Origin of the sequence: Dietzia sp. WMMA184, assembly GCF_002441635.1 — a bacterium.
GTDB classification, from domain to species: domain Bacteria; phylum Actinomycetota; class Actinomycetes; order Mycobacteriales; family Mycobacteriaceae; genus Dietzia; species Dietzia kunjamensis.
On the sequence record NZ_NXEI01000001.1, the window covers coordinates 2,358,630 to 2,370,373 of the forward strand.

The 11,744-nt window shown below is 69.7% G+C and carries 12 protein-coding genes; 6 read left to right on the plus strand and 6 right to left on the minus strand.

Annotated features, from left to right (window positions below; translation table 11 throughout):
- Window positions 1-556: 556 nt before the first annotated feature.
- On the plus strand, window positions 557-886 hold the full coding sequence (locus CK206_RS10775) for a hypothetical protein (RefSeq protein ID WP_096906400.1): 330 nt from the start codon (window positions 557-559) through the stop codon (window positions 884-886).
- Between the two features lie 120 nt (window positions 887-1,006).
- A complete protein-coding gene (locus tag CK206_RS10780) occupies window positions 1,007-1,564 on the plus strand; it encodes a GNAT family N-acetyltransferase (protein WP_096906401.1) in 558 nt (185 codons plus the stop codon).
- A gap of 53 nt (window positions 1,565-1,617) precedes the next feature.
- Here CK206_RS10780 and CK206_RS10785 read toward each other — a convergent pair whose 3' ends face one another.
- Window positions 1,618-2,070 (minus strand): MarR family winged helix-turn-helix transcriptional regulator, encoded by a 453-nt coding sequence (locus CK206_RS10785; protein WP_235027764.1) that lies wholly within the window; start codon window positions 2,068-2,070, stop codon window positions 1,618-1,620.
- A gap of 72 nt (window positions 2,071-2,142) precedes the next feature.
- Here CK206_RS10785 and CK206_RS10790 point away from each other — a divergent pair, with 72 nt between their 5' ends.
- A complete protein-coding gene (locus CK206_RS10790) occupies window positions 2,143-3,387 on the plus strand; it encodes a cytochrome P450 (protein WP_096906402.1) in 1,245 nt (414 codons plus the stop codon).
- Window positions 3,388-3,409: 22 nt separating this feature from the next.
- Here CK206_RS10790 and CK206_RS10795 read toward each other — a convergent pair whose 3' ends face one another.
- Window positions 3,410-3,745, minus strand: coding sequence for a branched-chain amino acid transporter permease (locus CK206_RS10795; protein WP_096906403.1), 336 nt, complete (start codon window positions 3,743-3,745; stop codon window positions 3,410-3,412).
- Window positions 3,742-4,446 (minus strand): AzlC family ABC transporter permease, encoded by a 705-nt coding sequence (locus CK206_RS10800; RefSeq protein ID WP_096906404.1) that lies wholly within the window; start codon window positions 4,444-4,446, stop codon window positions 3,742-3,744. Before CK206_RS10800 ends, CK206_RS10795 begins: the two co-directional genes overlap by 4 nt.
- An 84-nt stretch (window positions 4,447-4,530) precedes the next feature.
- Between CK206_RS10800 and CK206_RS10805 the strand changes: the two genes are divergently transcribed.
- Both CK206_RS10805 and CK206_RS10810 read left to right on the plus strand, forming a co-directional pair.
- Window positions 4,531-4,962, plus strand: a complete 432-nt coding sequence (locus CK206_RS10805; protein ID WP_096906405.1) for a VOC family protein — start codon at window positions 4,531-4,533, stop codon at window positions 4,960-4,962.
- 163 nt (window positions 4,963-5,125) lie between these two features.
- A complete protein-coding gene (locus CK206_RS10810) occupies window positions 5,126-6,871 on the plus strand; it encodes an RNA-binding domain-containing protein (RefSeq protein ID WP_096906406.1) in 1,746 nt (581 codons plus the stop codon).
- A gap of 160 nt (window positions 6,872-7,031) precedes the next feature.
- On the opposite strand, the gene CK206_RS10815 is transcribed toward CK206_RS10810, so the two are convergent.
- Both CK206_RS10815 and CK206_RS10820 read right to left on the minus strand, forming a co-directional pair.
- On the minus strand, window positions 7,032-8,279 hold the full coding sequence (locus CK206_RS10815) for an MFS transporter (protein ID WP_254050550.1): 1,248 nt from the start codon (window positions 8,277-8,279) through the stop codon (window positions 7,032-7,034).
- 85 nt (window positions 8,280-8,364) lie between these two features.
- Window positions 8,365-8,997, minus strand: a complete 633-nt coding sequence (locus tag CK206_RS10820) for a YqgE/AlgH family protein (RefSeq protein WP_067720162.1) — start codon at window positions 8,995-8,997, stop codon at window positions 8,365-8,367.
- Window positions 8,998-9,100: 103 nt separating this feature from the next.
- Between CK206_RS10820 and CK206_RS10825 the strand changes: the two genes are divergently transcribed.
- Complete coding sequence (locus CK206_RS10825) at window positions 9,101-10,507, plus strand: MFS transporter (protein ID WP_096906407.1); 1,407 nt, start codon at window positions 9,101-9,103, stop codon at window positions 10,505-10,507.
- On the opposite strand, the gene CK206_RS10830 is transcribed toward CK206_RS10825, so the two are convergent.
- Window positions 10,442-11,740: a hypothetical protein gene (locus CK206_RS10830; RefSeq protein ID WP_096906408.1), complete on the minus strand. Its 1,299-nt coding sequence runs from the start codon at window positions 11,738-11,740 to the stop codon at window positions 10,442-10,444. The genes CK206_RS10825 and CK206_RS10830 overlap by 66 nt on opposite strands.
- Between the last annotated feature and the right edge of the window lie 4 nt (window positions 11,741-11,744).

The window sequence follows — 11,744 nt, forward strand, 5'->3', positions numbered from 1 at the left end:
GCCATTCGCCCGATCCATGTCGCTCATGGTTCTCGCCGGACTGGCCCTGCTCGGGTTTTCGGCGGGAGCGGGAGCAGCTTGGCTCTCCGGGGGAACGGCGACAGCCACAGCGGCTGGGCCGGTGGCGTCCTCGGTGCAGCAGTCCGGTCTCACATCAGCCGCACCCTCCCCTACCTCGACGCAACCTTCGTCCTCCACCTCCGCGACCTCGACCGCGCCGGTGAGCAGCGAGCGCCTGCCTTCGTCGAGACGCGAGCCGTCGCCGGCCCGCCCGGCCGCCGCGCACGCGCCGGTCGTGCCAGCTCCGCCGCCGGTCGTCCGGGCGCCGGTGTTCCCCGCGCAGCCGGCCGCTCCGGCCCCGTACCGGCCCGCACCGGCGCCCGCTCCGGCTCCCGCGCCAGCGCCTGCACCAGCGCCACCGGCCCCCGAAACCATCACCATCGACCTCGGCGGACGCGGGGAGATCATCCCCCAGGCGCCAATCGCCCCCAGACAGCTCAACATCCCCTGACGCCGAACACGTCAGGTCCACCCACCAAGAGAAAGAAGATTACTCATGCTCGCAGCAGCCACCGCCATCTCCGGAATGATCATCTCCGCCCTGATGGCTCTCGGCCCCATCGCAGCACCTGTCGTCGGCGCCGCGATGGCGGCCGGCCCAGTCGCCACCGCTGGCACCGCGATCGCTGGCATGGTCGGCACTGGCGCTGCAGCAGGCGGTTCAGCCGCCCTGGGTGCAGGTGCAGGTGCCATCGGAGCCAATCCCCACGCCGCAGTCGGAGTGCAGAACGGAATCACCGATGCGCTCAACCAGGCGAAGGACGCCGCTGCCGGGTCCGTCAACGACCTGAACCTCCCGGGTGTTCCGCACATCTCGTTCAACTGAATCGGTACGACAAGCGGTCAGCCGAACAGCGCAGGTTCCGCCCCTCGCGTGGCTGATCTCCTCGCCGCCCTCCCCCCGCGAATGTTGGGTCTGGGAGGGCGGCGGTGCTTCAATAACCCGATGACCAGCGTGACCTACTTCCAGCAGACCGACGCCGACCACCTGCGTCCCGCTGGCCGTGCGGAGCTGACCATCTCCCGCGTCTTCCCCGCCGAGCCGTCGTTCAACTCGCGGATGTACCGCGAGATCGGCGGCGACTGGAACTGGATCGATCGGTTGGAGTGGGCAGAGGGCGACTGGGCTTCGTACTGCTCCGACCCGTGCGTCAGCACGTTGCGAGCGACCCGGGGCGGCGAGGTCGTCGGGTTCGCCGAACTCCGCATGAGCCCCTGCGACGAGACCACCGGCCCAGTCTTCAACAACTCCGGCGGCGTCGGGGACGACGGCGTCGACGTGGAGATCGTCTACTTCGGCCTGCTCCCCCGATTCGCCGGCCGCGGCCTGGGCGGATGGTTCCTCTCCGAGGTCTGCCGCATCGCCTGGAACGTGCCCGGGTGCCGCCGGGTGTGGCTGCACACCTGCGACGACGACTCCCCCGCCGCCGTCCCCAACTACCTCTCCCGCGGGTTCGTCGAGTACGCCCGCGCGGACACCGGCTGCGCTACCTGCTCGGCCTGATTCAACGACCGATCTGATTCAACGGCCGGCGTGCCCCATCGGCCGAACTCGACTCACTGCTCGGGGAGCCGGCTCAGCGCCCGCCCGCTCATCCGGGAGACCAACTTCTCGGACACCGCGCCGAACGCCTGCAGCTCGTCGTCGTCGAATCCTTCGAACAACCACTCGGCGAGTCCGACGCGCGCGGTCACCACCTCATCCACGATCCGGCGTGACTTCTCCGTCAGGTTGACCAGCCGCACCCGCCGGTCGTCCGGCGGCATCGTGCGCTCCACGTGCCCACTGGCCACCAGACCGTCCACCAGCGCGGTCACCTGGCGCGGCGAGCAGTCGAGATAGGTGGCGAGTTCCACCTGCTTGCACTCGCCCTGCAGACCCAGGACGAACAACAGCTCGAGCCGCGGCACCGTCAGGTCGTAGTTCGCCGCCGCGCGCGCGATCGATCCCGACATCTGCTCCGCCAGCATCAGAGCGCGGTCGAGAATCTCACTCGAGGATAGTGCCACGTGTATATAGTTACCACTATTCACGGTTTCATCCCCGCCAGACCCGGCGGGCGACCAGCCCCAGGAGACACCATGGACGTCACCATCCCGGCAGGCTTCGACTTCACCGACCCCGACCTGTTCGAGAAGCGGCTCCCCCACGACGAGTGGCGCAAGCTCCGGCAAACCGAACCGATCCACCGCGTCGACAAGCGCGCGGGCTCCGACGGGTTCGACGACGACCACTACTGGCTGGTCACCAAGCATGCCGACGTCAAGGAGATCTCGCGCCTGACCGGGGAGGTGTTCTCCGCCGGCGAGAACACGATGATCCCGCGATTCGCCGAGGGAACCGACCGATCGATCATCGAGGCCCAGCGGTCGATGCTCGTCAACGAGGACGGCGAGATCCACAAGAAGCACCGGCGCATCATCTCCCGCGGGTTCACCCCCCGGGGCGTGGCCGGCATGCGCGACGAGCTCGCCGACCGGGCACGCAAGATCGTCACCGCCGCCGCCGAGTCGAACGCCGACGACTTCGTCACCGCCATCGCCTCCGAGCTGCCGCTCCAGGCGATCGCCGACCTACTGGGCGTGCCGCAAGAGGACCGCCACAAGATCTTCGAGTGGTCCAACATCATGACCAGCTACGACGCCGGCGGCGACCCTGACGCTCCCGCCATCGCGTCCATGGAGCTCATCGGGTACGCGAACGCCATGGCCGAGGACCGCGCCGCCAACCCGCGCGACGACATCGTGACCAAGCTCGTCCAGGCCGACGTCGACGGCGAACATCTCTCCGCCGAGGAGTTCGGTTGGTTCGTCACCCTCCTGGCCGTGGCCGGCAACGAGACCACCCGCAACGCCACCACCCACGGCATGGTCGCCATGCTCGAGCACCCCGAGCAGTGGGAACTGTTCAAGCGCGAGCGGCCCGAGACCGCCTACGACGAGATCCTGCGGTGGGCCTCGCCGATCACCCAGTTCCAGCGCACCGCCATGGAGGACACCGAGATCGGAGGCGTGTCGATCGCGAAGGGCGACCGCGTCCTGATCTGCTACGGCTCCGCGAACTTCGACGAGGAGGTCTTCGACGACCCCTTCAGTTTCAACATCCTGCGCGATCCGAACCCCCACGTCACCTTCGGCGGCCAGGGCCCGCACTACTGCCTCGGCGCCAACCTCGCGAAGATGCAGCTCGAGCTGATCTTCAACGCCGTCGCCGACTACTTCCCGGATCTGACCGCGCTCGGCGACCCCACGCGGCTCCGGTCGGGGTGGCTCAACGGCCTGACCGAGTGGAAGGTCGACCTGGGCACGTGCCCGGTGGTCCACTGAGCGGCAGGCGGGGTCGGCAGGCTCACACCAGCAGGGTCTGCAGCAGCATGTAGGTCGCGGTGCCCAGCACGATGCTCGCCGCGGCCCGTCGAAACGCCAGGTGCACAGCAAGAGTGAGCCCCAACGCGACGGCCGCCGGCACCCACGAGCCGAGCTCGGTGGTCGTGTCCCGCAGGGTGTAGACCACCAGCACGACCATCACGCCGGCGGGCATCGTGCGGCCGAGGTAGCGGACGACGCCGGAATCGCGCAACCGGGTCAGCGCCACGAACGGGGCGGCCCGCAGCGCGAGCGTCACGAGGAACATCACGCCCAGCCCGGCGAGCAGGTAGGCGGTCCCGGGCACCGCGGCGGTCACGTCGCGGCCCGCTCGGTGCGCGCGGCCCAGACGTAGCGCAGCAACAACACCACGACGAACGCGCACAGGCCCACGATGAGCATCTGCCCGGGCGCGACCACCGCCGCGACCAGGCCGCAGACCAGGCCGATCACCGGCGCCGGCAGGTCTCCCGAGGACCGCCACGCGTCCACCGCCAGCACGGCGAACAGGGCGGTCAGCGCGAACTGCAGCCCGTCCAGTCCTTCCGGCAGCGCGGATCCCACGAGCGCACCGACGATGCCCGGCACCACCCACAGCGACTGGCAGGTGATCGCGATGGTCAGCGTCCGGGCGCCGGTCATCTCCACGCGCCGCTTGGTGGCGGTGATCGCGTACACCTCGTCGGTGAGGGCGTAGACGGCATAGAGCCGACCGAGCCGCGAGCGGATGGTCTCGATCGGGAAGCTCAGCCCGTAGAAGACGTGCCGGAAGTTCACCAGGAACGCCGCGGCGGCCAGCGAGTACAGGGGAGTGACCGCGGTGAGCAGGCCGATCGCGAGGAACTCCATGGAGCCGGCGTAGATGACGATGGAGAACACCGGTGCCCACCACCAGTCGAACCCGGCCTGCGTCATCAGCACCCCGAACGCCAGACCGAGCGGGACGAGTCCCAGCCCGACGGTCGAGCAGTCGGCAAGACCCTTGCGGATCTCTGCGCTGGTGGAGGGGGCGTGCGGCACGCCGGGCAGTCTAGCCAGCCACGATTTGGCATCACCCCCGTCGGAGCCCTTCCGCGCTCGCGCCGGTCGGCGCAGACTCGGGGCATGAGCGCACACCAGCCCGGGACCCAGCCCGCTCCCACCGTGTGGCACTGCTTCCGGTGCTCGGACGCCCACGCCGTCATCGACTGGTTGGTCGAGGCACTGGGTTTCGTCGAAACCGTCTCCCATGCCGAGGACGGCCGCATCGTGCACGCCGAACTGCTGTGGCCCGAGGGTGGCGGCATCATGCTCGGTGACCAACGGCCGGGGCCGGATGATCCCCATGCGATGCCGCCGGGAACCGGGTTGGCCTACGTGGTCACCGCCGACGCGGATGTCGTCTACGAGCGCGCCCGGGCGGCGGGCGCCGAGATCGTCATGGAGCTCCACGACACCGACTACGGGGATCACACCTTCTCCGTCCGCGACCCGGAGGGCAACGTGTGGTCGGTGGGGCAGTACCGAGGCGAACCATTTCCGGAACCGGCACCGTGACATAACCGGGGTCGGAACCACCAAGGACAACGCAGAACAACTCAGAACAACTACACACGAGGCTCTGAACTGCACCGACGCTATAAGCCAACATCCCTGGCAGGCCGAAGTTGTTTGCTAGTTGTTTCAATAACTCCACAACAACTCGGGCTACTCTGTTCCCATGATGAGCACGCTCCCTCAAGAAGTGGCCCACGCGCTGGACGCGATCAGAGCGGGAGCCACTGGCGATGCGCTCGAATCCTCGACGCTTGATTTCAAAGAAGACCCCGCCCGGGTACCGACCAGACAGCGTGGCAGCGGAAACCCGGACGCCAAGGTGGTCGAGTCCGTTCTCGATGCGGCGATTTGCTTTGCAAACGGCTCCGCCGGAGAAGCCCACATCGTCCTCGGGGTGGCGGACAAACGTGCTGGACTGGAAGCGTTCAGCGGGACGGATCGCGACGCACAGTGGGTCGAGCGGAAAGTATTCGAGAGCACGATCCCACATTTGCGGGTCGAGGCGCGCGACCTCAGCTACCACGAAGTTCGTCTGCTGTTGATCCGGGTCCCCGAAGGTCTGTCTGTCTACACGAGGACGAATGGCGCAGCGCGTCGCCGAGTCGGCACCCAGTGTGTACCAATGACTGAAAACGATCGGCGCGCCCTGCAGTATGCGCGTGCGAATCCGGATCTCACCGCCCGACCCTCCTCGTCGACCCTCGACGATCTCGACTACCTCGCCCTGAAACGGGCAACAGAACTACTGTCCGCAAGACGAGCCGCCACCGGTGATGGCACCGCCGCCCCCGCAGAGCCGCTGGCACTGCTGAGAGAACTGGGCCTACTCACCGACTCCGGAGAAATCACCGAGGCCGCAGTCCTCTTGTTCGGCCGCAGTCGCCCGGGGGCGGTAGTCGCCAGGCACCTGCTTCGTCAGGTTCCAGGCGGCGATCCGACCGTTACTGAAATCTCAGGGCCCGTCGTGCTCGCAACAGAACAACTGCAAACCCTCATTCAACGGCACTCCGACGCTGAAATCGCTCGGGTCGACCTCGGGACCGGCCAGGAGGTCCCTGTCCCGGCTTTTCCATCGACCGCCGTTGACGAGGTGGTGTCTAACGCGTTGGTCCACCGAGACTGGTCAATGTCATCACCCGTCGTCGTCGACCAGGCTCCTCGTCTGCTGAAAGTCTGGTCGCCGGGCGCGCTTCCGTTCGGAGTGGATATTCACCGACTACTCACTGTTCAATCGGTTCCGCGAAATAACAAACTAATGGCGGGAATGCGCCAACTGGGCCTCGCGGAGGAATCCTCTCGTGGCTTCGATCGAATGTGGCGGTCGATGTTGGCCACAGGGCGGGAAGCCCCCGAGGTCGATGCCGACGACTTCCACGTTGAGGTGAGACTCGTCGCATCTAGACCTGACACCAATTTCATAGCCGCTCTTAACCGATTCAGGAGGCAGTTCGGCGACAACATCATCGACGCGGTTTCCACGTTAATCGTGCTGCGACATCTGTCCCGCGCGCCTCTGATGACAGTTCGTCAGGTGCAGCGCGAGACTCAAGGTGGGCCGGCTGAATCACTTCAGGTAATGATTTGGCTCGAGGACGAGGGACTGGTGCAGCCGGTGACGAGCCGTGGCGACGAGTGGGTTTTGACTTCCGCTGCTCTCGCTTGTCTGGGGTCCGCGGTGCCGGCAGGGTTGTCGACGGTATCGGTTCAGGAGTGGGTGGAGGAGCACCTCAGAGCCGGTGACTCCTTGACCAATCGCGACATTGTCGAAGCGACGGGGCTGGACGGGCGGGAAGTAACCCAGCTCCTGCGGTACCTGCGGCAGACAGGCCGCGCACAGATCGACCCGGACGGACCGAGCCGGGGTCCCACGGTGCGATGGCGGGCGGCCGGTACGGGGCCCGCGGGATAGGCAGCGGGAACTGGCCGGAGCAGGTCGAGAACAACTCTGAACAACTTGCGTAAACGCCTATCGGAGTCCTGAACTGGGCTTTCGCTCCGGTCTAGTCGGTCGAGCCTGCGGCAGTTGTGCAGCCTGACCGGCTCACAAACAACTACCCACCAGCCCCTCGTCAGACCCGCACGACGTCTGCGCGCGGCACCAGCGGGATCGCCACCGCGGCGACCACCGCCGCGCCCGCGAACACCGGCCAGTAGCCGACCGCCTCGATCACGGCAGCGACCAGGGGAGTGGACGCCGCGATCGCCACGAACTGCGCGGTGTTCTGCACGCCCAGCGCGCGCCCGCTCCACCGCGGGCCGGCGTACTCGGCGACGGCGGTGAACGCCAGGCCGTTGTCGGACACCGAGAGCACGGTCGCGACCACGCCGAGCGTCACGGCGATCACCCCGGGAGCTCCCAGCGCCTCGGCCACAGCGAGGGCTGCCAGGCCGCCGGTGACCGAGATCGCCACAGCGCGAAGGGGTCTCATCCGCGATCCGACGCGGTCCGACACCGCTCCGGCCACGATCCTGGCGACCGCCCCGAGCACCTGACTCGCCGTCACCACGATTCCCGCGGAGACCGCCGACCAGCCGTGCCCCAGCACGAGCCACGCCAGCAGGAACGCCTGCAGCATGCCCTGCGGCAGGACGAGGAGCACCGACGCGCCGTGCACCCGGGCCAGGTAGCCCGAACCGCGGTACGGCGACCCGTCCGACGGGGGACGGGTCGCTGACGCCGTGCCGGTCACCCTGGGAGCCGCGGCGCTCGGCGCCGGCGGGGGAGCAGCCAGGTGGCCAGGCGGGTCGGTGACGACGACGAGGGCCGCGACCGCCGAGACCACGGCCATGGCCAGGGGTACCGCGAAGGCCGCGGCCAGACCGTACGACTGCGCGAGGAGCGGCATGGTCATGGCCGCGACCGCGGATCCGGCGGGCTGCGACATCTGCCGGACTCCCATGGCGAGCCCGCGGCGGTGGGCCGGGAACCAGCTGACGACCAGCCGCCCGCTCGCGGAGTTCCCCGAGGCGGTGAAGGCGCCGGTAACCAGCAACAGGATCGCCAGCAGCGTGAACGACTCGACGAACAGTGCGGCGGTGAGGGCGAGCGCGGCACCGACCGAGCCGGAGACCAGGACCAGCTTCTCGCTCGTCCGGTCGACGAGCCAACCCCACGCGATCAGCGCCGTGGCCATCCCCACCAGCGGCATCGCGACCAGCACCCCGGCCCGCGAGAGTGACAGCCCTTCGACGGTCGTGAGGTGGGGGAGCAGGAAGCCCACGCCGACGACGAACGCCGAGCCCGACGCCGCGACGAACGTGGCGACCGCCAGCACCAGCCAGTGCCGCGGGGTCACCGCGGTCGACTCATGCTTCACCGTCTCCACCTGCACGAGCCTAGACTCGATCCCACAAACTAGAACCTGTCTCCCATATCATGAGACCCATCCGGGGCGCCGGCCGTCAGTTGACGTCCCCGTCCTGCAGGAAGGTGGCGTACAGCGGCAGCGGCATCTCCTGACGCCGCAGTACCGCACCCCACACGTCGACGCGGGCGGGGGCGAGCAGGTCGCTGGGCAGGCTGGGGGCGACGTACCAGTCGCCGCGGTCGAGTTCGTCCTGCAGCTGTCCGGGGGCCCAGCCGGTGTATCCGACGAACACCCGCATCCCTTCGACATGGTCGCGCAGGAGATCGGGGTCGCTGTCCAGGTCCACCACGTGCACCCGACCCTCGATCTGCTGGAGCCCGACGAACCGGTCACCGTCCACGCCGGAACCGAGCACCACCAGTGCGATCCCGGTGTCGGGTTTGACGGGACCGCCGATGTGGAAGACGGACGGGGGAGCGCAGATCTCGGCCCAGGCGGGCAGGATCGACTCCACCTCGGTCTCGCTCGGGCGGGTGATGACGACGCCCAGGGAGCCCGAGTGGTCGTGCTCGATCATGTAGATGATCGCGCGCTGGAAGTTGGGATCGGGCATGTCGGGCGCCGCGATGAGCAGCGACCCGGCGACGGGGTCACGCTTGTCCATCGCGGAGTAGAGGCGGTCGCCGAACAGGCCGCCACCGCCCAGATCGTCCGGTCCCGTGTCCATGTCCCCATGATGCCCCCGTCGCCGACGACCCACACGCGCGTCCCCTCGATCGGGTCCCGCCGCGGTGGTCACCGCTCGTGCGGCGAGCGCTACGGTGATTCGCGTGACCTCACTGTCCGCCGATCCGGTCGGCCCCCCGCGCGGACGACTGGCGGCCGCACTGCGGGAGTCGGACGGCCTCGGCCGGTTGTCCACGGCGCGCCTGGCCGCCCTGCTCAGTGAGGGGATCCACCAGGCCGCGCTGGGCGGAATCGTGCTGTTCAGCCCCGAGTCCGCGACGACGCCCGCCGCCATCGTCGGCGGGTTCGCCGTCATGCTGCTGCCGTACTCGGTCGTCGGACCCTTCGCCGCCGCCGCGCTCGACCGCTGGGATCGTCGGGTCGTCGTCGCGGTCGCGGCGCTGGTCAGGACGGTGTCCATCATCGCGACCATCGCGCTGGTCGCCGCCGGCGCCGTGCACACGGGGGCGGGCCTGGCGGCGTTGTTCGCGCTCTCGCTCGTGGCCATCGGGCTGGGCCGCCTCATCAACACCGGAATGACCGCGGCCATGCCCAAGGTGGTGCCCGATCGGATCCTCGCCGCCGCCAACTCGGTTCTGGTCACCGTGGGGTCGATCATCACGGCCGTCGGCGCGGTCGCGGCGTTCGCCGTCCTGGCCGTCCTCGGCGCCGGGGACGCCGCGGTGTCGTGGACCCTCGTGCCGTCCGTGGTCGCCGCGCTGGTGGGGGTGTGGGCGATCCTGGCGCTGCCGCGCCGGCACCTGGGACCCGACGACGACGAGCTCAGCGCTGATCCCGGCCGGGGCGTGGCACTAGATGCGCTGTCCCTGTTCGCCGGTGGATTGGCCGAGGGCGCCCGGGCCGCCCGGTCCACGGCCCTCGTGTGGGTGTCGCTGACCGGCGTGACGCTCGGCCGGGCGGCGTTCGGGATCACCACGATGCTGGCGATCCTGCTACTGCGCGACGCCGAGTCCGGCGGCGTGGGCGGCCCTGTCGTGGCCGGGATGGGTGGATTCGGACTGATGTCGGCGGCGGTGGCCGCAGGAATGGGCCTGGCCGCCGTCGTCACCCCCTGGGCCATCGCCCGTCGGCGGCGGATCGTCGTCGTGGCATCGGGCGCGGTGCTGTCGGGGGTCGCGCAGCTCGCGGTCGGCCCGACCCTCGAGCCGACGGCGCTGGTCGTGGGCGCGGTGGCGATCGGTCTGGGCGCCCAGGTGGTCAAGCTCGTCGCGGACAACGCCATGCAGACCGACGTCCCCGACGCCCGCCGCGGCGGGGTCTTCGCACTGCAGGACGCGCTGTTCAACTCGGCGTTCGTCGTGGGGATGGTCGCGGTCCTGCCGTTGGTGCCCGCCGACGGACGGTCGGTGTCGTTGATGCTGGTCCCGGCCGCGCTGTACGCCGCCGCCGCGGTGATCGCGGCGTTCGTCGCCGCGCGCAGGCGGTCAGGAGCCGAGCCCGAGCGAACCCGCGGCGATCGAACCGCCACCGACCGAGCCACCACCGACTGACCCTCCGCCCACAGAACCACCGCCCACAGAGCCCGCGGCGACCGAACCGCCACTCACCGAGCCTGCACCCACCGAGCCGCCACCGACCGAACCTGCGCCGACCGAACCCGCCCCGACCGAACCCGCGCCCATCGACCCGGCGGCAGCGGAACCCGCCGCAGCCGAGCCCGCCGCGGCGGAACCGACAGCTCCGGCGTCCCCACCGGCCGAGCCACCACCAACCGAGCCACCGCCGAGCGCGCCGGCGTCGATGACCCCCACGTCGAGCGATCCGGCAGCCGAGCCCGCGTCGATGTGCGGGAGCTCCAGGTGAGGCGGCTCGAAGGGCAGCGCGGCGTCGAGCCGCCCGTCGCCGTTCATGTCCGCCACGGACAGCATCCCGCTGCCCGTGTCGACGGTGATGGAGCCGTCGTCCTCGACGACCGGTTCCGCGGGTTCGGGAACGGTCCCGCCCTGCACCGGCGCGGGTTCCGGGGCCGGGGTGTGCGCGACGGGCGGGGGCGGCGGCACCGGATCGGGTTCCGTGACCGGGGGAGTGGACCACCTTGCCGAGTCCGCTGCAGCGGCCGACCCGTGGTGGATCGCGCCGATGGCATCCGACAGCAGGGCGCCCCAGTCCGGCAAGCCGCCCATCGCGTCCGACCCGGCGGCCAGCCCGTCCGCCCCTGCGGCCAGCGAACCGCCCATCAGCGCGCCCGCACCCTCGGCTCCTGCCAGCACCGATCCGGCCGCCAGGGAGCCGGCCCCGACGGACCCCGTGCCGAGCGAGCCGCCCCCCACCGACCCCGCGCCGACAGACCCACCGCCCGCCGAACCGGCGGCAACTGATCCACCACCCACCGAGCCACCGCCCACAGACCCGCCCGCGACAGACCCGCCGCCCACGGACCCCGCGGCGAGCGCGCCGGCTCCCCCGGCGTAGACGTTCCACACGCCGCGTCCGCCGTCATCGGCGTAGGCGGCCTGGGCGCCGGTGCCCACGTCGGTCACCACGCGATCGGCGGCGCCGTCGAGGTCCGAGTCCCACAGGGCGTCGTCGGCGTATCCGTCGCCGTCGAAGTCCAGCCACAGCGCGTCCGCGGCACCGGTTCCGAGGGTGAGGTCGGGCTCGCCCTGCCACTGCGTCGGGTCCCCGACGCCGTCTCCGAAAAAGTAGTCCATGGCCAGAATCGTGTCCCGGGAGCCCTGATCGGACCAGCCCCGATCCGCGATCTGTGGAGCGAGGAACCGCATTCCA

Bases quoted from the DNA above. Each gene is read 5' to 3' on its own strand.
- CK206_RS10775 (WP_096906400.1), top strand. From the start codon at position 557: ATGCTCGCAGCAGCCACCGCCATCTCCGGAATGATCATCTCCGCCCTG.
- CK206_RS10790 (WP_096906402.1), top strand. From the start codon at position 2,143: ATGGACGTCACCATCCCGGCAGGCTTCGACTTCACCGACCCCGACCTG.
- CK206_RS10805 (WP_096906405.1), top strand. From the start codon at position 4,531: ATGAGCGCACACCAGCCCGGGACCCAGCCCGCTCCCACCGTGTGGCAC.
- CK206_RS10780 (WP_096906401.1), top strand. From the start codon at position 1,007: ATGACCAGCGTGACCTACTTCCAGCAGACCGACGCCGACCACCTGCGT.
- CK206_RS10820 (WP_067720162.1), bottom strand. From the start codon at position 8,997: ATGGACACGGGACCGGACGATCTGGGCGGTGGCGGCCTGTTCGGCGAC.
- CK206_RS10830 (WP_096906408.1), bottom strand. From the start codon at position 11,740: ATGCGGTTCCTCGCTCCACAGATCGCGGATCGGGGCTGGTCCGATCAG.
- CK206_RS10810 (WP_096906406.1), top strand. From the start codon at position 5,126: ATGATGAGCACGCTCCCTCAAGAAGTGGCCCACGCGCTGGACGCGATC.